The organism is Paraburkholderia sp., assembly GCF_036488505.1.
Classification (GTDB): Bacteria; Pseudomonadota; Gammaproteobacteria; order Burkholderiales; family Burkholderiaceae; genus Paraburkholderia.
In genome coordinates, this window is sequence record NZ_DASXHN010000009.1 from 1 (window position 1) to 22,533 (window position 22,533).

The window sequence follows — 22,533 nt, forward strand, 5'->3', positions numbered from 1 at the left end:
GACCGGTATCCGCTCGCGCAATGAACGGCAATGCGGTGACGTGGCGGATTTCGAGGCCAAACTTCTCCGCGTCAACCAGGTACTGGTGGATATCACGCTGTGGGTCGACAATCGTCGCGGTCGAACTCGACTCGTCACCGAGTAGGTAGGAGGCATGCGCCAGGAAGCCCAGGTAGTACTGTTTCAGGATCATAAGAATCTCTTTGTATTATCACAGCACGCATCCACGAGAAAGGCGGCGAGAAAGGCGCGCCCGCAACCGGCAGATCTACATCTCGCGCGCCTTCATCCCGTCATCGAACACATTTGTCTGGATACCTATGGTGGGGTTATTGGGGTTGAGCGGTGGTGCGGAGGTAAGGCTTGACGGTCTTGTAGCCGGGGAAGGTCTTGTCGGCCTCCTCATTGGAGACGGCTCCGGTGATGATGACGTCGTCGCCCTGCTTCCAGTTGACGGGCGTCGCGACCTTGTGTTTGGCGGTCAATTGCATCGAATCGAGCACGCGGAGGATTTCGTCGAAGTTGCGGCCGGTGGTCATCGGATAAGTCAGCATCAGCTTGATTTTTTTATCCGGGCCGATGACGAAGACCGAGCGCACGGTCGCGTTGGTGGCGGCGGTGCGCCCTTCGCTCGTGCCGCCTTCGTCGGCCGGGAGCATGTTGTACAGCTTCGCGACCGCCAGATCGGTGTCGCCGATCATCGGGTACTTGACGGCGGCACCCTGGGTTTCCTCGATGTCGGCCGCCCATTTGTCGTGGTCTTCGACCGGATCGACGGACAGGCCGATCAGCTTGGCATTGCGCTTCGTGAATTCCGGCTCGATCTTCGCCATGTAGCCGAGTTCGGTCGTGCAAACCGGCGTGAAATCCTTCGGATGCGAAAACAGGATGGCCCACTGGTCCCCAATCCAGTCATGGAAATCGATGGTGCCTTGCGTGGTGCGCGCGGTGAAATTGGGCGCGACGTCATTGATGCGGAGTGACATATTGCCGTCCTGTGAAGTAAAGGTTAAACGGAAGACCCGATCCAGGGCTGTCAGCAACGGCCCAACACGGGTCCGGGGAAAATCTCGGTGCCGAAACACCGGATTCTCAAGAGTGACGAACTTCGGCGCCTCTGGCAATAGCCGGTGCCAATAGCGGGCGCGAATGCCTGGCCGATGCTCGTAAATGGCGTGTACAGCGCCCCGGGCTCACCGTGCGCAGATCGGCGCCCATGGAGACCGTATCAATCCTCAGTCCACGCTGCCGCGTCCAGTCGCGCTACGCGCGTTGAAGCACTCGTCTGCTTACCTACAGCTTACGTCGACTGGGAAGTGATTGAAAGTTTGACCGTCTATTCGCGTTGCGCGGAAATTTCTTCCGGTACGATATGCGCTTGCGCGACGGCAGCCGAAATAGCTGCACGAATTCGTTGCGCCAACTGCCTTCCTGAATCACATTCCTTCGCCCCGCTGCCATGTCCATTCCGACCGCTCTGATCGGCGTTGCGATTCTGTCCTGCCTGATGGGCGTCGCCGTTCTGGGCTCGCTGTTTCACGCACCCGTGCCGGGGATACGCCATTGGTGCGTGGCTAGTGCCCTGCTGGCCGTCACGGCGGTTCTGCTGCTGTTCCGAAGACTGGACGTCGTCGTGGCGAGCGCGAGCACGTTGCTGGTGATCGGGTCGTTCCTCGCGCTTCAGGGCTTCCGGCGATTCTTTCATCGACGGTCATCGATCAGCTGGGAATACGGGGCGCTGGGCGCAATCCTCGTAGCAATCGTCTACTGGACGTATGTATCGCCCGACGTCGATGCCCGCGGCGCGCTGATATCGGGATTTCTCGCCTATATCCGGTTTGCGATCGTCTGGGTGGTGCAGCGGCACCGGCCTGCCGGCAGACCGCAGTATGCGTACCACTTCGTGTCCATTGCCGCAGTCCTGGGAGCAATCGTCCATGCGATTCGCTGTGTCGTCTATGGATTCGGCCTCGCGCACGAAACCGCTTTTCTGGAGCCCACCTCGATCAACGTGGCATTTCTCGGCATGGCCACGATGACCTTGCCAGCGCTGTCGGTAGGCACGGTGATGCTGGCGCATGACCGGCTGGCGCAGCGGATGGAACGCCTCGCTACGATCGACGATCTGACGGGCGTGCTCGGACGGCGGGCTTTCATCGCCCAGACCGAGGCGCTGCTCGATGACGCCAGGCTGGCGAAGTCGAAGCTGTCTATCGCGATCCTGGACATCGACAACTTCAAGCGCATCAATGACCGGCACGGGCACGCCGCCGGTGACAAGGCGCTTGCGCATGTTGCTTCGACCATATCGCTCGGAATACGGCAAACCGACATCGTCGGCCGCATCGGCGGCGAGGAGTTCGCGTTGCTGCTTCCGCTGACCGGCAAAGAAGAGGCGGCCCGTCTCACCAACCGGTTGCGCGCGATCGTCGCGGAGTCTGTTTCGCAGGCGCCGAGCGGGGACGTCACCTGTACGCTCAGCGCGGGTGTCGACGAGTTCAGAGCCGGCGACACGGTGGCCTCGGTCATGGCGAGAGCCGATACAGCACTGTATGCGGCAAAAGCCAGCGGCAGAAATTGCGTGGTGCTGGCCGGGTCGTTGCAGAGCCGGTGGACCGAACCCGCCGATGCGAACGCGGCACGGTGATTGCTGAACTCATGGTTGCGCAGGCGGCGATCGTCTGCATCGATATTTCCTGTCCCAACCAGGAGGAACGGACCATGAGCAAGACAACCAGCATGCTAATCGCGGCCGTCGCCACACTCGCGTTGTCGGGCGGCGCTTATGCACAGGCAGCCGGGGGCTCCAGTGGCGGCGGTACGTCGGGCAGCACCGCTAGTCCATCGAACCAGATGAATCAGACGAACGGCATGACGAGCGGCTACGGCTCGCCAGGCGCCACCGGCTCCGACAGCGGCATGAATGCCGGGCGCGCGCCGAACTCGGGCCTGCCGAGTTCGAATAACGGCTCGACGTCCGACGCACCGGCTCCCAAGACCAACAACACGCTGGCGACGCCGAGCGTCGCGTCGCCGGCGGCTCATCAATAACAGCAGTTCAAGCTGACAACCGGCCGCCGATAAGCGTAAAGCCAATATAAAGGCAATAGATACGCGAAGCGCATACGGTGCGCGAATGATGGCGACATCGTGATGCGGCGGCCGGTAAAAAACGCGAGCCCGCTAACCAGCAACGCCTCTGGCATGTCCTATGCCGGCGCGCAAACGCGGGCGTAACCAACCGGTGATTACTCGGCAAGCGCGCAACGGCCTACCGATCGTCCAGCCCGAACTGGCCGGACGATAGATTGAATCAGGTGACAACCCAATTCGGCGTCATCCCGCCGAGAAAAACAAGGTCGGCGCAAACTACACACCCGTTGCGATCGATGGACGTAGGGCGCGGCAGTGGACTTCATTTTCAGCGTGCGGCATCCTTAGCGCGCCGGCTTCCAACTCATTCACACTGCCAGGCTACGTTGCTGGAGTTCACGCCACCATGAAGTCCCTTTGCTGCGCCGCGGCTCTCGCCGTGCTCACTGCCGGCTGTACCTCGACATCGTCGCCCGCGAATAATCTGAGCGTCCCACCAGGCGCGCCCGGCACGGACAGCTACATCCTGTCCACGCCCAACGGTGCGACGCCCAACGACGCCGCCCCGCGGCCTCCAAGGCTCACCGTCGGTACCAGCTACTCCGATACCCAATTGATCCTGCCGTGGTTCCTCAACGACGTGATCAACTTCGTCAACTATCGCTAGCCTGGAATCATCGAACAGTGCCTCGCTGACGGGACTCCCTGAATACCTCGCAAACGTCAGACGGCTCACAGTGGATTCGGCGGCAAACTCGAATGAATGCTGCTGGCGGCGACCGCGCCTTCCCCAGCTGCAACGCTAATCTGATTTAACGAGTTCACCAGGTCGCCCGCGGCATACAAGCCGTCAACGCTGGTTCGCTGGTGCTTGTCCGTAACGATCATGCCGGTCGCGTCTTGCGCAATCGACAAGTTGTCGAACCATGCAGCTTGCGGCGTGCATCCCATGACTGGATACACCGCATCAAACGTATACCTGTCGCCATCGACGTTTTTGATCTGCCACTTGTCCTCCGTATCGCCAGGCGTCGCGATCGAGCCGAGCGTGACCAGGTGAACCGACCGCTCATTTGCCGCTCGGCGCTCGTCGTCGCCCAAGCTGTCCATATCGGACGCGACGACCGCGACCTGGCGTGCGAACGTGCGGAAGAACAATGCATGCGACAACGCGCGTTTGGCCGGCCCGAAGATGGCAACGCATTTATCGTGCGCCTCATAACCGTCGCATATCGGACATAGCCGCAACAGGCCTCGTTGAGTGAGAGCGGCTGCATCGGCAAGCGGTGGCAACCGGTCGCGAATTCCGCACGCAGCAAGCACTCTCCGGGCGCGCAACGTCAATGGCGTTTGAGTGGACTCGGTGGGCTGGTACGAGACCTCGAAGGCATCGCCCCTGACGCGAGCCGCAGTCACGAGAGCACGGTAAAAAGGCACGTCGTACGACATGACCTGCCGCCGCACCTTGTCAATCAGCACGTGACCCGCAATCCCGCTTTCGAACCCGCACAGGTTCCGAACCATCGGAATGAGTCCGGCACGGCTTTCACCGGCGTCGATCACGACGACCGATCGTCTGAATCTGGCAAGGTACAACGCAGCTGTCAGTCCCGCGGGGCCGCCGCCCACGATCGCGCAGTCAACGATCCCTGACGATGGATCACTCATCTCTTACCTCGAATAGCGCTGCGAAAAGTGCCTGCAAAAAGGCCGATCGACGAGCCGGGGACCCGGCAAATCCAACCGCTACCGTAGCCCATCACAATCTGCAGCGTTGCAGCACGCCACATGCCGGAGGCCGGCCACGCTGGTCATTCGAGCCGCGACACCGGCGACGTGGCGTCGTCGTGCCCACACGCAGAAGATGCACGAACGCCGAGCCGGGGCTGTGCGGGGCGAGCGCCTGCCGCCTCCACAGGGAACGAGGCTTGCTCGATGCTCGACGCCATGAAGCCCACTCGCTGTGTTTCGTCGCGGCCGCCATCCGGCTCAAGCCCGAATGGACGCATGTGCTTGCCGCCGCGGCACCGAGCCGTCCGCATGGCGAAGCCGCGACGTACTGGTTCATCGGCGCGAGCATCCTCGGCGCGTCGCTTTCTCCTACACTCTTTCTGATTTACTCGTCAGGCGCGATAGAAGACCGCTGGACCGCGGCTATGTCACGCCGAACCGCATGATCGCCGCGAAGCAACGGCCAAATATTGCCGCCATGAACACGAATACCGTCGAACGTGCAGCACGTTACCGGCCCGCGCTCAGCTCCTGCTGTCGTCGCACTCGCGCGTCCTCTTCAAGACGTGTGTCTTCGAGTTCCTGCAGTACGCCATCGAGATCCACAGGTCGCGTGTCGAGTTCGATGCGGCCGGTCAATTCGGCGTCGACATGCAGGCGGCCTGCTTCGAAGAGCGCCCAGATCTCCGCGCCATAGTTTGCGGTGAGTAGTTGCGGTGCGAACCGTCCGAAGTACGCGGCCAAGTTGTCGACGTCACGCTTGAGCATCGACGCGGCTTCGTTGTTGCCGGCTGCGTCGACGGCCTGAGGCAGATCGATGATCACTGGTCCGTCCGCTGCCAGCAGAATGTTGTATTCCGACAGGTCACCGTGAATCACGCCGGCGCAGAGCATGCGCACCACCTGGTTGAGCAGCACCGCGTGCAGTTCGAGAGCCCGGGCTTCTGTCATGTCGACGTCGTTCAGCCGAGGCGCAACGTCGCCCATTTCATCGACCACCAGTTCCATCAGCAGCACGCCATCGCTGCAAATGTAGGGTTGCGGCACGCGCACGCCTGCGTTGGCGAGCCGGAATAGCGCGTCGACTTCGGCGTTCTGCCATGACGCTTCCTGCATCTGACGACCGTAGCGCGTGCCTTTTTCCATCGCACGGGCCTGCCGGCTGTTCTTGACTTTGCGGCCATCCCGGTACGAAGCGGCTTGCCGGAAACTGCGCTGCTTCGCGTCCTTGTAGACCTTTGCGCAACGCGTCGATTCGCCGCTGCGCACGATATACACCGTTGCCTCTTTGCCGCTCATCAACTGGCCGATAACTTCGTCAATGAGTCCTTCTTCGAGAAGCGGTGCGAGCCGTTTGGGTATTTTCATTCGGCCGCCAACTGCGGCGCGTGGGACGTGCGTTCCATATGGGTGGATGGTGAAAGACCTGATGAGATATGCGCGATCAACAAACCGATGAATCGAGCGGCCGGTGCTGCCGAACGTGAGCTTGCTGGGTGGGAGACAGATGGAGTCATGCCGGATTATACGGGATCGGGGTTCCCTCATTCCCTGCCGGCGAGGTCAAAACATTGCCGCCCCGGTGCCTCGTGGCATCGAGCTTGGCCCGGCGGGCAGCACCCCGCCCTGAACCGCCGTGCGAGCCCAGACATCTGAAGGGCCGCTTTTTATTCTGGAAACCCTATTGACTGGCTCGCGTCCGTCATTGCGCCAGTTGCCAGCGAAGCACCGGATGTGTCGCGCCGGCAGGCATCGCCCAGACTCCCGTCGGACCGAAGTCATACGACACGAACGATGCCGGCGTGCTCATCTGCGCGGTAGTCAGCCCGTTCGCCGTGGGAATCGACGTACCGTACACCACGCCGATTGTGGCGCCCGTGGTGTTGGTGTTCCAGTACACGTCGTTCGCGATCGTGCCTGTATTGGTCCGCGCGATGCCGATCGGTTCATAGAACGGCTGCGTCACCAGGCCGGTTGCGAATGACTGGGTGATCGTTCCTTCGTTGGTGACGACCAGTGCCGCACCACCGCATGGCGTCCCCGCGGCGCCCCGGCAGTAGCCCTGGAGCAGGGTCGAGCCGGTGGCGTAAGACTGGTTGATCGTGCCGCTGTTGTCGCCGGCAAGGCCGCCGCCGCCCTGGTTGATATAACTGAGCGAGACGACCGGACCGGTGGCGAACGACTGGTCGATCAGGCCGCCATTCGCGCCCACCAGACCGCCGAGCGTATTGCCCGCGGTTACCGCGGCGCTGCTCGAAGACCGCAGAATCGAGCCGGCGTTGCCGCCCACGAGCCCGCCGGCGATCGAAAAGTCGAGCGAAGCGAAAGCGTTAGGTCCGCCGCTCACAACCGTGCCGGATGTGTTCACGCGCAAGACCGTTCCGTTGTTCATACCGGCGAGCAAGCCCATGTAGACGCTAGCCATCGGGTTGCTAGCCACGTTCGCCGTACCTGAAATGTCGAGGTTGCGCACGACGCCCTGGGTGCCGATTACGCCGAACAGGCCCATCACCTGCAGATACGGCGAAGCCACCAACGGTGCGAGCGTCAGCGAACTAATCGTATTGCCTTGTCCGTCGAACTGCCCCGTGAACGGTGTGCCGACGTTGCCGATCGGAACGAAGGCGCTGTTGCTGGTCGCGCTAGCATCAATGTTCTTGCCGAGCGCGTAATTACCAGTGAGATCGTTGGCGACGTTAGTCAGATCGACCAGCGAGTTCACGAGCTTATATGCGGTGATTTGCGTGACCAGCCCACTGAATGCGGCGGGCACCCACGCCGCGTTGCTCAGTTGCGTACCGGCAACGTACGTGCCGTTCATGTCGTGCAAAGCGCTCAGCGTGCCGGTGCTGTTCGACCAGTCCAATACGCCGTAATTGGCGACGCTGCCGCCGTTGTCCCTGCCGCTTGCGTCGGCGCGCAGGGTCAGATTGCCCGCACCGTTGTTCGCAATCGTCGCGCCGCTCCCGACCGACACGTCCCGGTACGCGGCGACCGTCAGCGAAGCCGGCCCCCGCCAGCGCAGGTTCGATGCGACGTCGAGATCGCCGGTCGCGCCCATCGCACCGGTCGTGGCGACATTGACGGAAGTGCCCGAATTCAGGCTGCGGCGCAGTGCGCGTGCAGCGGAATCGTCGATCGTCAGCGCTGGCGTCGAGAGATTCCATTGGCCCGCGTGGACGGCTGCTTTTGCGCCGAATGAGAGGTGCGCTGCATCCGTATCGACCGTCCCACCGCTGCCGTCCGCGTTGCTCGCGGTGACGACGCCCGACTGCTCGACACGGCCGCCGTCCGCAACGAGCCATACGTGTCCGTCGCGGCTCGCCGTGCCGGTTGCGCGGAGGCGAGACCCGCCTCCCGCGAGCGCATACACGTTGCCATCGGCGCCCTGCAGGCTGATCTGCGCGGCTGCGATGCGTCCCCGGTTGACGATCGCGCCATCACTGCCCGTTTGCACGAAAATCTGCCTGCTGCCGGCCGAGTCCTGCAACAGCACCTGTTCGCCTGCGGCCAGCTCGGCCGTGCCGCCAGGCGCCTGGATGGTGCCCGCGTTGACGACCGCTTGCCGCGCGATCAGGAACACATCGCCGCCGCTCGAACTGATTTTGCCGAGATTGACCACGCTCGCGTTTGACTCGCCCGACAGCGTCAGAGGGTCACCCATGATGAAAGCGCTGTTGCCGGCATCGAGCGTAGAGGCGACGAACCGTCCGCCCGTTGTCACGACGCCCGCGGGCCCGACGACGATGCCCTGCGGATTGATCAGATACAGGCTGCCCGTTGCACTCAGTCTGCCAAGGATGGCTGACGGCGAGCCGCCCGTGACCCGATTCAAGGTCGCGCCCGATCCGTTGTCGAACGTCACGATGTTGTTGCGGCCAATCGAGAAGCTGTTCCAGTCGATCACACCGCGCGTCGAGCCTGGTTGGGTGACCATCAGCGTATTGCCCTGACTGGTTATCTTGCCGGCGCCGGCCGCGTAACTGCCGCCCTGCGGCAGGACGCCCGCTGCAAGCACAGCAGGGGTCAGCGACGGTCCGGCGAGAAAGATGCCCACAGCGAGCCGGACGGGTGCGCTCAACGGCCGCCGTTGCGGCGCGCGTCGCGCGGGCCCGGGTGACGTTGGATGCGACATATATCCTCCTTCCACTTGCGGTACGAACTGGCCGCGAACGAGCCGCGGGCCGACTGCACCAGCGTTAGTCGCGGTGTCTGAAGAATAGCCGTTGCCGCCGCGGATGCATGCCTATACTTCAGCGTTTTGCGGCTAGTGCACGCGCCTGTTGGCCGCTCGTCGGAGAGCTCACTCATCATCCGCTTAAGAAATGTGACAGCGCCCCGCATTGCCTGCGGGGTAGAACGTCAGGTTGGCAACGTCGATAGCCGAGGCGATGCAATGCTATTCGTCGGCCGAAAGCCTCTGTCACAATACCGCTTGACCGGAACCGGTCCCGCCTTCACCGACACCCCGCCATCTGCGAATCTGGGCATGATCGAAAGGTATTCAGGCGCAATTGACCGACCAGGCGACCGTCACGGCGCGTGCAGTGTGCAGACCGCGCGGCACCAGCTATCCGCCATCAATCCGTCCCGCCGATGGAGCGACGCGTTCAACCGCATCCGTTGCCTGGTCATTGCGTCGTGTCTCCTGGCCGTTGTGCCGAGCTCACCTGCAAACGCGCAGGCATGGCGCGATCTTGCGCCGCAACCCGCACCGCAGTCTCCGCGGCCCGCGCCGCCGCCAGTGCCGTCCGACAACGCAGCCGACGCCGAACGGATAGCCGTCAAGCAGCTTGCCGGACTGGTGTTCCAAATCGCTGGATCGTCCGCAACGGCGTCCCCCACCCCGCAGCAACGTATCGTTGCGCAGGGACTGCCCGTGCTCGATGCCAGCTTCCTTGACAGGTTCGCCGCCGATCTCGACCGGCCCCTGACTTTCGGACGGCTGGCGGAAATACGTCGCGCTGTGATCGATCGCTATCGGGCCGCGGGAATGCCGCTGGTCGATGTCTATGTGCCGGAGCAGGATGTCAGCGCCGGTGTGGTGCATATCGACGTCGCCGAATTCAGGCTGGGTCAGATTCGCGCGAGCGGCAACCGCCATTTTTCGAGCGCGCTACTGGAGCGCGAAATGCCGCTTCAAGCTGGCGAACCCATCCTGCAACGAGAAGTCTCGTTGGGACTTGCCGTGCTCAACGCGAATCCTTATCGGCGGGTCGATACCGTCTTCGCACCCGCTCAGCAAGCAAACACGACCGACGTCATATTGCAAACCGAAGACCGCGTGCCGTTTCGCGCCAACGCGGGCTACGACAATGCCGGCGTGCCCGAACTCGGCCGCGACCGGTACTTTGCGGGCATAGGCTACGGCAACCTGTTTGGCCTCGATCAGCAGATCGCCTATCAATTCACGGCCAGCAGCGATTTTTTCAGCAGCAATCCGAACAGCGAAGGGGGTGCCAACCGTACGCGCTACACGGCTCACGCGCTGAGCTACTCGGCACCGCTGCCCTGGCTGCACAGTATCGAGCTGTTCGGCGTGTACGCGCAGAGCGCGCCACAGCTACCCGGAACGTTTGGGCAGCGCGGCATCTCCGCGCAATTCAGTTTCCGCTACGACTTGCGTCTGCCGACCCTTGCAGACACCACCCAGCTCATACAGATCGGATACGACTTCAAGCGGAGCAACAACGATCTGGAATTCGGTGGCTTTCAGGTTTTTAACTCGAATACTCACATCCACCAGTTTCTGTTGACCTACGACTTCAGCAAGCCGACAGAGGCGGGGACGGCGCACGCTTCAGCAACACTGGTCGCAAGTCCGGGCAGGCTGGATGGCAACAACAATGACGCGGCGTTCAACGCCGCGCGGCAGGGCGCGACGCCCCGCTACGTGTACATGCAACTGGCGGCGGCACGTGCATTCGCGCTGGGCGCTGGCTTCGTGCTGACGGCCAATGCAACGTTTCAGTGGACTCCGGATACGTTGCTGCCGAGCGAAGAACTGGGGCTCGGCGGAGAGTCCAGCGTACGGGGTTACGACCCGTACGTCGTGCTCGGCGATCGAGGCTGGAACGCACAGACCGAGTTGCGCACACCTGCGGTGCAGTTCGGCGCAAGCAATGCGGTCGTGCAACCGTTCATCTTTTTCGATGCCGGGCATGTATGGACTCGCATCGACCAGCCAGCGGAAAACAATCCGGGGCTGCTCGCGGGTATCGGCGCCGGAATACGCTTTCAGTGGTCGCGATTCGTCGAATTCCGCTGCACGTATGGCGCGCCTCTACGTGCGCTTACACCGAATGGTTCGAAGGCGCCGACTGTGCTTTTATATGTGTCGATCGGAACATGAGCAGGTGCGGCGCTGCCGTCGTTGCTGTCGTTGCCGTCGTCCGGTTGTCTCCTGCATATGTTTCCCGTTCGCCCACCACCCCATGTGAAGAACACAACCGATAGCGGGAATCCGTGCGGCTAGCGCAGGTTGGTGCGGGCCAGTTCGACGATCTCGTCGCCGCGTCCATTGAGAATGGCGCGCATCATGTAAAGACTAAAGCCCTTGGCCTGGGCGAACTCGATCGTGGGCGGCATCGCGAGTTCGTGTTTCGACGTGACCACGTCCACGAGCGCCGGCCCCGGATGGTCGAACGCCTGTTTCAGCGCGCCCGCGACGTCCTCCGACTCTTCGACGCGAATGCTGAAAATGCCGGCGCCTTTCGCGATGGCCGCAAAGTCGGTTTTGCTCAGATCGACATTGGTATCAAGGTAACCCGCTGCCTTTAATTCCATCGAGACGAAACCCAGCAGGCTGTTGTTGAACACCACTACCTTGATCGGCAAATCGAGCTGCCGTGCGGTGAGCAAGTCGCCGAGCAGCATCGACAAGCCGCCGTCGCCCGATAGCGACACGACCTGCCGCCCCGGATGCGCGCCCTGTGCACCCAGCGCCTGCGGCATCGCGTTGGCCATCGAGCCGTGATTGAACGAGCCGTGCAGCTGCCGCTTGCCGTTCATTGTCAGATAGCGCGCGGCCCAGACGGTGGGCGTACCGACGTCGGCGGTGAAAATCGCGTCGTCGGTGGCGGCTTGGTCGATCATCTTCGCCAGATACTGCGGATGGATCGGGCGGCCCTGACCGGCCGGTGTCGCCAGGTCGTCCAGGCCCTTGCGGGCGGACGCATAGTGCCTGCGCGCGTTGGCTATGAAACTGCGGTTCGTCTTGCGTTGCAGCTTCGGCAGCGTCGCAGTGATCGTTTCCTTCACCGTGCCGACGAGCCCGAGCGACAGAGGCGCGCGATGACCGAGTTGCGAGCCCTTCCAGTCGATCTGGATGATCTTCGCGTCGGCCGGATAGAACGGGCGATAGGGGAAGTCGCAGCCGAGCAACAGCAGGGTGTCGCAGGACATCATCGCGTGATAACCCGAGCTAAAGCCGATCAGCCCCGTCATGCCGACGTCGTGAGGATTGTCGTACTCGATGAACTGCTTGCCGCGCAGCGCGTGGACCACCGGTGCGCCGAGCGTATCGGCAAGCGCCACCACTTCGTCGTGTGCTCCTTGCGTGCCGCTGCCGCACATGATCGTGACCGCGTCAGAGCCGTTCAGCAGTGCGGCGAGGCGATCGAGATCCGCCTCGGCAGGAAGCATCCGCGGCGGCGCGCTTTCCGTCCAGTACGGTGTTTCGGCGGGGCCTTCGCTTAGCGCCACATCGCCCGGCAACACGATCACCGCCACGCCGCGCTCCTCGACAGCGGTGCGCATCGCCCGCGCCAGCACGCGCGCAAACTGCGTTGGGCGAGATACCACCTCCACGTAATAGCTGCATTCCTTGAACAGCTCCTGAGGGTGCGTTTCCTGAAAGTAACCGAGACCGATTTCAGTCGACGGAATGTGCGCGGCGATGGCCAGCACCGGCTGGTGATTGCGATGACAATCGAAGAGACCGTTGATCAGATGCAGATTGCCGGGACCGCAACTGCCCGCGCACACCGCGAGACGCCCTGTCGAGGCCGCGTCGGCCCCGGCGGCAAAGGCGGCCGCTTCCTCGTGCCGGGTGTGCATCCAGCGGATCGAGCCGAGCTGATCGAGGCTGTAGGCCAGCCCGTTCAAACTGTCGCCCGTCACGCCCCAGATCCGTTCGACACCCGCGGCGGCGAGTGTAGCGGCGAGATAGGCGGCAATGGTAGTGCTGGCCATGCTTGACTCCTTCACGGTAGGGGCTCGACCGGGCGTTGAACCACGACCACGGCCGCGACGCCAGCATAGACAGCGGCACCAGGATCCTGCCCGGCGCTGCTATGCCACGCCTGTCAAGCTACCAGAGCGGCGAAAAAAATGCTGAACTGCCGCCCTGAAATATCTGCATGGAGCCGACTGAAAGCAATCTGCAATTGCGCGCTACGCGTTGCGTCGGCGGCGACATCTCGCCACGGCTCGCCCATCGACCCGAGGTGGCGATTGTGCAGAAGAGCTTCATGCATCTTCACCGCGCCGGCGCAAGGCGCGCAATCATCCGGTCAGCCATCGCGCGGTCGATGACTTCGAATGAGCGGCTCACGCGCTCATAGGCATACATGTCGCCAGTCGCAATGTCGAACCACCAGCCGCTCAGCACCAGTGCGCCCGCAGTGACTTGCTGGTGAACGATCGGGTAGGTCATCAGATGCTCGAGCTGCACGAGTACGTTGAGTTGCGACAATTGATCGTGCGGTTTCAGCCTGCCGTCGAGCGGGCCTTCGTGTTCGAGGCGAAACGCTGCGTTATTGGCGTGGTACAGCCATTTGTCGAGATTCGGCGTTTTCAGCTCGGCGCTGCGTGCAAACACGGCTTTCATCGCGCCGCACTCGGAATGCCCGCACACGACAATATTCGCGACTTTCAACACCAGCACTGCGTACTCGATTGCGCTTGCTTCGGAAACGTCGCCGGTAGAGACCCCCTCCGCCGTCGCTGGCGGTATCAGGTTGCCGACGTTGCGCATCGTGAACAGATCGCCCGGATGGGTCGACGCAAGCAGGTCCGGCACGACCCGGCTGTCCGAGCAGGTGATGAAGAGCGCATCGGGCGTCTGCGCGAGCGCCAATCTGCTGAACTGCTGCGCGTATTGCGGCAGCATGTTCTCGCGGAATTCAACAATGCCCATGATCAGTTTGTCCACGAGTCGGCTCCGAAAGGGCTAATCGTTCGCTATCGAGCCTGCCGAACCGCCCAGCCCTTGCGAGTCGGGGATGCGGGCCAACGCGAGGTCTTCGGGAAACGGATGCGTCGTGGCGATCGCACGATCGAGCAGTGCCAGCTCGACGCGCAACGCGTCATGACGATGTTCCGGAAGGCTTTGGACGAGATTCTCAACGGCCGCGCGAAGACGTCGCGCGATCTGAATGCTGCCCGCGCCGTACTGTCGTATCTCGCGAAAACTGATATGCACGAAGTCTTCCCAATTGGGCGTCCGCAAGATCACGCGCACCCGCCCCGACCGATCCACAATCTCTTCGATGTGCAAAGACCGCTTGCCCACCACGCGCAGGAGCCGGTGCACCTGGTCGATCGCAAGCACGGCCGTGGTTGGATCGTTGATCGCCGCCGACAGCGCTTTCACCGCGATATCGACCAGGATGCGAAACGCGAACATCGGGTCCTGCTCCATTGTGCGTTCCGTCCCGAAAGCGACCAGGGTTCGGAGTCTTCTCTCATCGATTGCGCCGGAATTTCCGTACAAATGGAACAGGGGTTCGTCCACCGCGACGAAATCACCTACTTGCGGTACGAATTCGATGATTGCGTCGGTGCGCCGCGCCTTGGCCACCAGCCTTTCCAGATTCACGGCCAGGACGATGCCGGACTTGCCGCGGTGGCAAACAATGCGATCGGGTATGCGTCGCTGTTCGTCGCGTTCCGGCGGGGAAGTTGTACCCGTAGTCGGAGCGGGATAGACGCTCTGTATGACCGCCATCCCGTGCTTCCCGACGCGTGCTACGAGGCTTACCGGACGCAGAGATTTCGCGGCGTAGTCAATCAGGAAAAGGAACGCGACGACGGAGGCGAATCCGAATAGCGCTGCAAGGAATACCTGAAGCTGATGTACTTCATTCTCACCCATCCAGCTCAGCGTTCTGACCGCGAACAGCATCGTGAAAACGAACAATCCCGAGATGCTACGGATGACGTTATCGCGCAGCAGTGTCGTCGCGATGATCCGCGGAGTGTATTGCCCGCCAGCGACCTGGATCGCGACGAGCAATGAACCGAACGTAAACACCAGAAACCCCAGGTCTGCGGAAACGATGTCATCAAGCAACGACCGCGCGCCAGTCATGGACAGCCCGAGAAAACCGGTTTTCGGATCGAGGAGCCCTTGCCTGATCATCCACCTTCCCAGCATTTCGGTCAGAGGTTTTACCACGGCATAGATCGCGACTGCGATCAGCGGCACCGCCCACAGCGAAGATTTCAGGTAGCTCTTCAAGCTGTACCAGCGATTCCAGTCCATGTTTTCTCTCTACCATCCATGTTGCAGCACGAGACCCACCTCCTTGCGGTCCGCCGGGTAGCAAGGGTGGGCCTCCCGACCGGATGCGCGCACAGCTGCGGTCCAGCACCGCCAGCAGATAGTCGCTCCACCGTTCCAGCACTGTCTGATTGCAGAGATTGAGGCGGGATTGCTTTGCAAACGAAGCCACCCGTCATGGGAAATTGTGCTGGCTGGACGAGGCGACGGACACGCGGAGGTTTCCGAAACAAATAAGACACCTGAACTTCCGGCCGGTCAATGAGACTTTGGTCCAACGGGTCAGGCGCGCCTATTTCGCGGATGGCGAAGGCTGACGGCGTCCCGACGCGAGCAGGGGAGCCACGCTGACCGCGGTGCCGCAACAGGACCTCGGGTCGACCCCAAGAATTTCGCTTGGCACGAACGGCTTTGTCGAAACCGCCAATAACAGATATTGGCAGCCACTCGCCAGCGACATGATGGGCGTTGCGCTTCGCAATGGATCGATTGCGGCGTCAGTAAAGACGGTACGTTTTCCGCCGCTGAACGAATACCCTGCCCGCGCGAGCCAGATTCACGCCTGGGCCTGAAAAACCAGATTGAACGGCGTTTGGGTTGCGCGCCTGAAGCGCGTGAAGCCGCCAGCGGTCACCACTTCCCTGAGCCGTGCTTCGCCCGCCTGCGCGCCGAGCGCTCGTCGGCCTTCCTGCGACAGCGATGCGCCCGTGCGGAAAGCAGCGTGCTGACGCTATTCGCAGATACCCATGAATATCGGACAAAAGGCAGGCGCATTAAGAATCACGCAGTACGCATGATCGACGATCGCGCGTTATCGAATCACTGCGAAGGCCCCCGCGTCGGCCAGGTGGCGACAACCGACGTCCGCCACCTCATCGCAATGCGTTGCGTTTATCGGTAATCATCTGACGCAAGAAAACTAGCGAGTGCCAAAAAACGCCGTTGCATCGAAGCGTTCGTTCGTGTACAGGTTGACGTTCCGGTTCCGCCTGACCGCGTTGAGAGGCACCATGCACCGATTGCAAGCATTGGCCGATAGCACTAGCGCGTGGCCTCAACGCGCGCTGATCGCGCTTTTCGCCGCGGTCTGTCTTTCCTGTGGGGGTGGTGGCGGCGGTGGCGGTGGTGGTGGCGCCACGGGCGAGGCCGTCGCGGGCGGGGGAGCGGGCTCCGACGGAACATCGGCGAGTGGTTCTGGCGCATCATCGACCAGTGGTTCCGGTTCCGGCGCATCATCGGGGAGTACTTCCGGCACATCGTCGGGGACTAGTTCTGGAGGAACGTCTGATGGCGCGGCACCGATTCCGTGGATCGGTACGTGGGCTGTCGCACCATCAGTCGCTACTGCGCCGGGCTTCAAGAACCAGACCGTGCGCCAGATCGTGCACACCAGCATTGGCGGGTCTGCCGTGCGTGTGCAGTTGTCGAACCTGTACGGGAGCGAGCCACTCGTGATCGGCAACGTCCACGTTGCCCTGCGCGACCGCGGTGCCATGACGGTCGCGAGCAGCACCAGAATGGTCACGTTTGGAGGCCAACAGAGTGTGACGCTGCCCGCGGGTACGTCGATCGCAAGCGACCCGGTTCCCTTCGACGCGCAGCCACTCGCGGATATCGCCGTCAGCGTGTATCTGCCAGGCACGACCCCACCGCAGCCGACGGGGCACGATGGCTCGCTACAGGACGTCTATGTTGCGCCGGGCAACATCGGCGCCGATCCGAGCTTCACCGGCTTCAGCACTAACCCTGCCGGTCAGGCTTATTATTTTTTGACGAACGTCGATGTCCAGAATGCGCACGCAACGGGGGCGGTGGTGGCATTCGGCGCGTCGATCACTGAAGGAGCGGCATCCACGAGCAACGCAAATCGCCGCTGGACGAACGATCTTTCCGTGCGCCTGTTCAACGCTGGGATGGTAGTCGGTGTACTGAACGAAGGAATCAGTGGCAACAACTTTTTCACCGATGGCGCGGGCCAGGCGGGCCTCAATCGCTTCGCTCGCGACGCGTTGGCGCAGCCGGGAGTGAAGTGGATTATCGTCTCCGACGATGCCGTGAACAACCTCAACACCAACACACCATCCAGCGCGCAGGATTTGATCGGCGCGTTTCAACAGTTGATCGCCCGCGCACATGGGGCCCACGTCAAGATTGTCTGCTCCACGCTGACACCGTTTCGCGGCACGCCGTACTGGACATCCGCGATCGAAACGACACGCGAACAGGTCAACGCGTTTGTGCTGAGCCCGTCGAGCGGGTGCGATGCCGTGCTGGACCAGGCACGAGCCGTGAGCGATCCCGCTAACCCAGCCTCCTTCCTGCCGGCTTTTAACAGTGGCGATAACCTTCATCCGAACGACGCTGGCATGCAGGCGATCGCCAACGCATTGGACCTTAATAGCCTGAAGTGATGGCGTCGTCCTGGGCTTCTGAACCTGCGTGCGCACGTTCATAACCGGTGCCGGTTTACGCTCCTTCTACGGGCGGCTGCTGTGACATTGAAGCGAAACGATCATGTACAGCTGCGGCGCGTTGCAATGGCGGCTGGCAAAAGCGTCTCCGATAGTCAGAAGGTGTTAGGCCCATGATCTTGCGGAACACGCGACGAAACCCCGCGACGTCGCCATAGCCCAGACTCCACGAGATCTCTTCAATGGTAGCCTGGGAAAACTCCAACATTTCGCGTGCACGAGTAATCCGAAGCCGCTGCTGATACTCGCTTGGCTTGATGCCGGTGGCCGCAACGAAACGACGCAAAAAGGTCCGCTGTTCAAGGTCTGCGCGCCCGGCAAGATCAGCGACGCTGACGGGCCGCTCGCGTTGCGTGAAAAGCCATAGCTGGGCCTTCAATATCGCTTTGTCTCCGTGCTTCGTTTTCGGATCGAATTCGCTATAGAAGCGCTGCTCGCGTCCGGGAGGATCAACGAGCATAAAACGCGCTGTTTCAAGCATCACCGCGCTGCCCAGAAATCGCTCGGTGAGCCTGAGCCCGAGGTCCGCCCACGCGAGCACTCCCCCGGCCGTGACGACATCGCCATAGTCAATGACCATGTGATCGGTTTCCGTTAGCACGTCGGGAAACTGCTCCGCGAATACTTGATGGAATGACCAGTGGGTCGTCGCCTGCTGGCCGGCGAGAAGCCCCGTTCTTGCGAGGATAAAGACGCCACCGCACACAGCGGCGAGGACCACGCCTTCGCTGTGTTTTTCACGAAGCCAGTCCAGTAGCGGGCTCGCTTTGTCGGTCCTGTCTGGCGCTTGCACGTTTCCAGGGATCACCAGTAACGACAACCTGTGCGATGAGCCAGGGCAACTGTCGTATTCACACCGTACCTCCGTCGCGGCATGGTCGGCTCGCCAATGCGTAATGCGGACCGCGGACCGCGCAGAGTCACCATGCCGCCTCGCCGCGAACTCGCCCGCATAGCCGAACAGGTCGGTCAGCCCGTAGATACCCGTGTATGAAGTGCCCACATCACAAGCAAGTCCAATCTCGATGTGTGGGACGGAAGCGCGTGCCGTTTTTGCCATGTTTTTTGTCACTTTCGTCCGTTGTGGTGTTGAGGCGCGCCGGATACGCTGCGATGGCAGACTCGATTTCAGGAAGGCGGGCGTGTGCGTCCGGGAGCACGTGCGCCCGGTTCTATTCGATCAGCCGCTGTGTTGCCGATTCTCCAGTCATTGCGGACTTACCGGCTCGCTGAAACAGTGTCTGTGCTCGGAGAACAGTTATTCCTTCGTCAAACCGACCTTTAAAGGATACGAGATGCAAGCGAGTACTGGAAGTTCATACATCACGACCGCAGACGGAACCCAAATCTTCTACAAGGACTGGGGTACAGGCGAACCCTGGTGTTCCATCACGGATGGCCGCTTTCCGCGGACGATTGGGACGCACAGCTGATGTTTTTCCTGCATCACGGATACCGCGTGATCGCCCATGATCGCCGTGGTCACGGACGCTCCACCCAAACCGTGCGCGGCAACGACATGGACACCTATGCAGCCGACGTCGCCGAACTCGTCAAAGCGCTCGATCTCAAGAATGCAGTACACATCGGCCATTCGACAGGTGGCGGCGAAGTGACACGGTATGTCGCCCGGCATGGCACTGGGAACGGACGCGTCGCGAAAGCGGTGCTCATTAGCGCAATTCCGCCATTGTTCATTCAATCGGAAAAGAACCCGGACGGCGTTCCAAGGCAAGTCGTTGACGAGATACGCAACGGCACAGCCAATCATCGGTCGCAGTTTTACCAGGACATTACGATTCCGTTCTACGGTTTCAACCGGCCTGGCGCGACGGTGTCTGAGGGAATTCGCGAGAACTGGTGGCGGCAGGGCATGATGGGTGGCATCAAGGCCCAATACGACTGCATCAAGGTACTGTCTGAAACCGAGTTTTACGACGATCTGGCGATAATCGATGTTCCCGTCCTCGTGATGCATGGCGAGGACGATCAGATCTGCCCTTTCCCCACCACCGGCGCAAAGTCGGTCAAGCTCCTCAAGCACGGGACGCTTAAATCGTATCCAGGGCTGCCGCACGGAATGCCGACCACGCATGCCGAGCAGATAAACGCCGACCTGCTGGCGTTCATCAAATCCTGATTTGTCGTATCCGCAAGCGGATGCCTGAACCATCGTTCAGGCATCCGCCGCATACGAGAGCCAGATGTCGACGCGGGTCGTACGCATCTCGCCCACCATTGTGTGCGCGGCGCCATGGCCTGCCGGCTCCGCGTTGAAACGCATCGACGCGCAGCCGCCGCCCTGAGCGGCGACTCGCGCCGCGCCTATCGCAGTTGCGCCCGCAACGTCTTCGCCGCCGCAACCATATTGGTCAGCGCCGGCACCACCTCCGTCCACTGGCGCGTCTTCAGCCCGCAATCCGGATTGACCCATAGACGCTCGGCCGGAATGCGCTCCGCCGCCTTCTGCATCAGTTGCACGATGTGCGCTTCTGTCGGAATGTTCGGCGAGTGAATGTCATACACGCCCGGGCCGATCTGGTTCGGGTAGTTGAAGTGATCGAACGCATCGAGCAATTCCATATCCGAGCGCGAGGTCTCGATCGTGATCACGTCTGCGTCCATATCGGCGATCGACGCGATGATGTCGTTGAACTCGGAATAGCACATATGGGTGTGGATCTGCGTTTCGTCACCGACGCCGTTCGCGGTGATACGGAACGACTCGACGGCCCAGCGCAGATACTCGTCCCATTGCGCGCGGCGCAGCGGCAGACCTTCGCGCAGCGCGGCCTCGTCGATCTGGATCACGCGCACACCGGCCTTCTCCAAATCCAGCACTTCGTCGCGGATCGCCAGTGCAAGCTGGTAGCACGACACCGAACGTGGCTGGTCGTCACGCACGAACGACCAGTTCAGGATCGTCACCGGGCCAGTCAACATGCCCTTCATCGGCTTGTTCGTCAGCGATTGCGCGTACGTGATCCACTCGAGCGTGATCGCCTTCGGGCGGCTGATGTCGCCGAACAGGACGGGCGGTTTCACGCAGCGCGAGCCGTACGACTGCACCCAGCCGAATTCGCTGAATGCGTAGCCGTCAAGCTGCTCGCCGAAGTATTCGACCATGTCGTTACGTTCCGCTTCGCCATGCACGAGCACGTCGAGGCCGAGCTTTTCCTGCTCGCGCACGCTGCGCTCGATTTCGGCGCGCATCGCGGCGCGGTAACCCGCGTCGTCGAGCGCGCCGCTCCTGAACTGGCTGCGCGCGTCGCGAATCTGCGCGGTCTGCGGGAACGAACCGATCGTCGTAGTCGGATACGCAGGCAGCCTCAGCAATGCGGCCTGTTTCGCCGCGCGCTGCGCATACGCGCTTTGACGATCGCCGAGCCTGGAGTCGATGCGTGCGAGCGCGGCCTTCACCGCCGGGTTGTGCACGCGCGGCGAGTTGCGGCGCGCATGGATCGCGGCAGCATTGGCGGCGAGCGCATCGGCGACCTGGTCGCGGCCCTCGTTCAACGCGGTCGCGAGCAGTTTCAGTTCATCGAGCTTTTGCAGCGCGAAAGCGAGCCACGAGCGGATTTCCGGGTCGAGCTTCTGTTCGCTCGCGAGGTCGACCGGCACGTGCAGCAGCGAGCACGACGGCGCGATCCACAGCCGCTCGCCGAGTTGCCGCGCGAGCGGCGTCAGCCATTCGAGCGTAGCGTTCAGGTCGGTCTTCCAGATGTTGCGGCCGTTGATCGCGCCGACCGACAGCACGCTGTGCGCGGGCAGCTTCTGCGCGGCCAGTGCGACTTCATCGCGTGCATTGATCGCATCGACATGCAGACCATCCACCGGCAAGTTGCAGGCGAGTTCGAGGTTGTCCTTCAACTGGCCGAAGTATGTCGTGAGCAGCAGTTTGACGCCGCGCTCTTCGAAGCCCTCGTACGCGGTCACGAAGGCGTCGCGCCATGCCTGATCGAGTTCGGTCACGAGAACGGGTTCGTCGATCTGCACCCACTCGACGTCCATTACCGTGAAGTAGTCGAGCAATGCGCGATACACCGGCATGATGCGCGGGAGTAGCGCGAGCTTGTCGGAGTCGTCCTTCGCCTTGCCAAGCCACAAATACGAGAGCGGGCCGACGATGACCGGCTTTGCGTTGACGCGCTGCTTGCGCGCCTCGCGCAACTGTTCGAGAAAGCCCGACGTATCGAGGTTGAACTGCGTATCGGCCGTGAATTCGGGGACGATGTAGTGGTAGTTCGTGTCGAACCACTTCGTCATTTCTCCTGCCGCCACGCCGCCGCAGCAAGCGGCGTGCTGTTCCATTGCCTGCGCGGAACGTCCGCGCGCGACGCGGAAGTAGTTATCCAGCTTGTCGCCATGAAAGCCGCGCACGCGTTGCGGCAGGTTGCCGAGCGTAAAGCTCATGTCGAGCACCTGGTCGTAGAACGCGAAATCGCCGACCGGCACGAGATCGAGCCCGTGCTGGTCGTTCCAGTGACGCTCGCGCAATTGCGCGCCCAGTTCCTTCAACGCGTCGCGCGACGATTCGCCTTTCCAGTAGCGTTCCAGACCGAACTTGAGTTCGCGTTTAGCGCCGATGCGCGGGAAGCCGAGATTGTGTGTGGTGACCATATGCGCTGCCGTCCGGTAGAGAAATGCATTCAAACGTAGGAAGTGGCAGCGATGATAAAGCTATCGACAGATGAAATAAAATGGCATTATTTCATTCATCGATTAGTTTTGTTC

General features: G+C 61.8%; 15 protein-coding genes and 3 pseudogenes. 7 read left to right on the plus strand and 11 right to left on the minus strand.

Going from position 1 to position 22,533, the window contains the following annotated elements:
- Positions 1 to 193 (minus strand): annotated as a pseudogene (locus VGH68_RS00530) (hypothetical protein); the annotation flags it as partial.
- 136 nt (positions 194 to 329) lie between these two features.
- Positions 330 to 986: a peroxiredoxin gene (locus VGH68_RS00535; protein ID WP_331601578.1), complete on the minus strand. Its 657-nt coding sequence runs from the start codon at positions 984 to 986 to the stop codon at positions 330 to 332.
- A 473-nt stretch (positions 987 to 1,459) separates the two neighbouring features.
- Here VGH68_RS00535 and VGH68_RS00540 point away from each other — a divergent pair, with 473 nt between their 5' ends.
- From VGH68_RS00540 to VGH68_RS00550, 3 genes are all read left to right on the plus strand, one after another.
- A complete protein-coding gene (locus VGH68_RS00540) occupies positions 1,460 to 2,647 on the plus strand; it encodes a GGDEF domain-containing protein (RefSeq protein WP_331601558.1) in 1,188 nt (395 codons plus the stop codon).
- A 74-nt stretch (positions 2,648 to 2,721) separates the two neighbouring features.
- The gene (locus tag VGH68_RS00545) at positions 2,722 to 3,051 is read left to right on the plus strand and encodes a hypothetical protein (RefSeq protein ID WP_331601559.1); all 330 of its coding nucleotides are present in this window, start codon (positions 2,722 to 2,724) and stop codon (positions 3,049 to 3,051) included.
- 448 nt (positions 3,052 to 3,499) lie between these two features.
- Positions 3,500 to 3,760 (plus strand): hypothetical protein, encoded by a 261-nt coding sequence (locus VGH68_RS00550; protein ID WP_331601560.1) that lies wholly within the window; start codon positions 3,500 to 3,502, stop codon positions 3,758 to 3,760.
- Between the two features lie 65 nt (positions 3,761 to 3,825).
- Here the strand turns inward: VGH68_RS00550 and VGH68_RS00555 are convergent, their stop codons facing one another.
- Complete coding sequence (locus tag VGH68_RS00555; RefSeq protein WP_331601561.1) at positions 3,826 to 4,761, minus strand: NAD(P)/FAD-dependent oxidoreductase; 936 nt, start codon at positions 4,759 to 4,761, stop codon at positions 3,826 to 3,828.
- Positions 4,762 to 5,021: 260 nt separating this feature from the next.
- Here VGH68_RS00555 and VGH68_RS00560 point away from each other — a divergent pair, with 260 nt between their 5' ends.
- A complete protein-coding gene (locus VGH68_RS00560; RefSeq protein ID WP_331601562.1) occupies positions 5,022 to 5,270 on the plus strand; it encodes a divalent metal cation transporter in 249 nt (82 codons plus the stop codon).
- 64 nt (positions 5,271 to 5,334) lie between these two features.
- Here the strand turns inward: VGH68_RS00560 and VGH68_RS00565 are convergent, their stop codons facing one another.
- The gene (locus VGH68_RS00565) at positions 5,335 to 6,192 is read right to left on the minus strand and encodes a PA4780 family RIO1-like protein kinase (RefSeq protein WP_331601563.1); all 858 of its coding nucleotides are present in this window, start codon (positions 6,190 to 6,192) and stop codon (positions 5,335 to 5,337) included.
- A gap of 334 nt (positions 6,193 to 6,526) precedes the next feature.
- A complete protein-coding gene (locus tag VGH68_RS00570; protein ID WP_331601564.1) occupies positions 6,527 to 8,959 on the minus strand; it encodes a filamentous hemagglutinin N-terminal domain-containing protein in 2,433 nt (810 codons plus the stop codon).
- A 261-nt stretch (positions 8,960 to 9,220) separates the two neighbouring features.
- Between VGH68_RS00570 and VGH68_RS00575 the strand changes: the two genes are divergently transcribed.
- Positions 9,221 to 11,176 carry a ShlB/FhaC/HecB family hemolysin secretion/activation protein gene (locus VGH68_RS00575; protein WP_414696872.1) on the plus strand — a complete coding sequence of 652 codons (1,956 nt, stop codon included), beginning with the start codon at positions 9,221 to 9,223 and terminating at the stop codon, positions 11,174 to 11,176.
- 119 nt (positions 11,177 to 11,295) lie between these two features.
- Here the strand turns inward: VGH68_RS00575 and poxB are convergent, their stop codons facing one another.
- The 4 genes and pseudogenes from poxB to VGH68_RS00595 form a co-directional block, all read right to left on the minus strand.
- Positions 11,296 to 13,017 (minus strand): ubiquinone-dependent pyruvate dehydrogenase, encoded by a 1,722-nt coding sequence (gene poxB, locus VGH68_RS00580; RefSeq protein ID WP_331601565.1) that lies wholly within the window; start codon positions 13,015 to 13,017, stop codon positions 11,296 to 11,298.
- 286 nt (positions 13,018 to 13,303) lie between these two features.
- The gene (locus tag VGH68_RS00585) at positions 13,304 to 13,963 is read right to left on the minus strand and encodes a carbonic anhydrase (RefSeq protein ID WP_414696873.1); all 660 of its coding nucleotides are present in this window, start codon (positions 13,961 to 13,963) and stop codon (positions 13,304 to 13,306) included.
- 33 nt (positions 13,964 to 13,996) lie between these two features.
- Positions 13,997 to 15,310: a DUF2254 domain-containing protein gene (locus tag VGH68_RS00590; protein ID WP_331601567.1), complete on the minus strand. Its 1,314-nt coding sequence runs from the start codon at positions 15,308 to 15,310 to the stop codon at positions 13,997 to 13,999.
- A 574-nt stretch (positions 15,311 to 15,884) separates the two neighbouring features.
- Positions 15,885 to 16,037, minus strand: a pseudogene (locus VGH68_RS00595) (SAM-dependent methyltransferase); the annotation flags it as partial.
- Between the two features lie 661 nt (positions 16,038 to 16,698).
- Here VGH68_RS00595 and VGH68_RS00600 point away from each other — a divergent pair.
- Entirely contained in the window at positions 16,699 to 17,739 is a 1,041-nt protein-coding gene (locus VGH68_RS00600) for a GDSL-type esterase/lipase family protein (RefSeq protein WP_331601568.1), read from the plus strand.
- Between the two features lie 55 nt (positions 17,740 to 17,794).
- Here the strand turns inward: VGH68_RS00600 and VGH68_RS00605 are convergent, their stop codons facing one another.
- Positions 17,795 to 18,859 carry a GlxA family transcriptional regulator gene (locus tag VGH68_RS00605; protein WP_331601569.1) on the minus strand — a complete coding sequence of 355 codons (1,065 nt, stop codon included), beginning with the start codon at positions 18,857 to 18,859 and terminating at the stop codon, positions 17,795 to 17,797.
- 235 nt (positions 18,860 to 19,094) lie between these two features.
- Here VGH68_RS00605 and VGH68_RS00610 point away from each other — a divergent pair.
- Positions 19,095 to 19,939: pseudogene (locus VGH68_RS00610) on the plus strand (alpha/beta fold hydrolase).
- A 185-nt stretch (positions 19,940 to 20,124) separates the two neighbouring features.
- Here VGH68_RS00610 and metE read toward each other — a convergent pair.
- Complete coding sequence (gene metE / locus VGH68_RS00615; protein ID WP_331601570.1) at positions 20,125 to 22,419, minus strand: 5-methyltetrahydropteroyltriglutamate--homocysteine S-methyltransferase; 2,295 nt, start codon at positions 22,417 to 22,419, stop codon at positions 20,125 to 20,127.
- Positions 22,420 to 22,533 lie beyond the last annotated feature (114 nt).

Bases quoted from the DNA above. Each gene is read 5' to 3' on its own strand.
- VGH68_RS00570 (WP_331601564.1), bottom strand. From the start codon at position 8,959: ATGTCGCATCCAACGTCACCCGGGCCCGCGCGACGCGCGCCGCAACGG.
- VGH68_RS00550 (WP_331601560.1), top strand. From the start codon at position 3,500: ATGAAGTCCCTTTGCTGCGCCGCGGCTCTCGCCGTGCTCACTGCCGGC.
- VGH68_RS00575 (WP_414696872.1), top strand. From the start codon at position 9,221: ATGCTATTCGTCGGCCGAAAGCCTCTGTCACAATACCGCTTGACCGGA.
- VGH68_RS00605 (WP_331601569.1), bottom strand. From the start codon at position 18,859: ATGGCAAAAACGGCACGCGCTTCCGTCCCACACATCGAGATTGGACTT.
- VGH68_RS00540 (WP_331601558.1), top strand. From the start codon at position 1,460: ATGTCCATTCCGACCGCTCTGATCGGCGTTGCGATTCTGTCCTGCCTG.
- VGH68_RS00590 (WP_331601567.1), bottom strand. From the start codon at position 15,310: ATGGACTGGAATCGCTGGTACAGCTTGAAGAGCTACCTGAAATCTTCG.
- VGH68_RS00565 (WP_331601563.1), bottom strand. From the start codon at position 6,192: ATGAAAATACCCAAACGGCTCGCACCGCTTCTCGAAGAAGGACTCATT.
- VGH68_RS00585 (WP_414696873.1), bottom strand. From the start codon at position 13,963: ATGGGCATTGTTGAATTCCGCGAGAACATGCTGCCGCAATACGCGCAG.
- VGH68_RS00545 (WP_331601559.1), top strand. From the start codon at position 2,722: ATGAGCAAGACAACCAGCATGCTAATCGCGGCCGTCGCCACACTCGCG.
- metE (WP_331601570.1), bottom strand. From the start codon at position 22,419: ATGGTCACCACACACAATCTCGGCTTCCCGCGCATCGGCGCTAAACGC.
- VGH68_RS00535 (WP_331601578.1), bottom strand. From the start codon at position 986: ATGTCACTCCGCATCAATGACGTCGCGCCCAATTTCACCGCGCGCACC.
- poxB (WP_331601565.1), bottom strand. From the start codon at position 13,017: ATGGCCAGCACTACCATTGCCGCCTATCTCGCCGCTACACTCGCCGCC.
- VGH68_RS00555 (WP_331601561.1), bottom strand. From the start codon at position 4,761: ATGAGTGATCCATCGTCAGGGATCGTTGACTGCGCGATCGTGGGCGGC.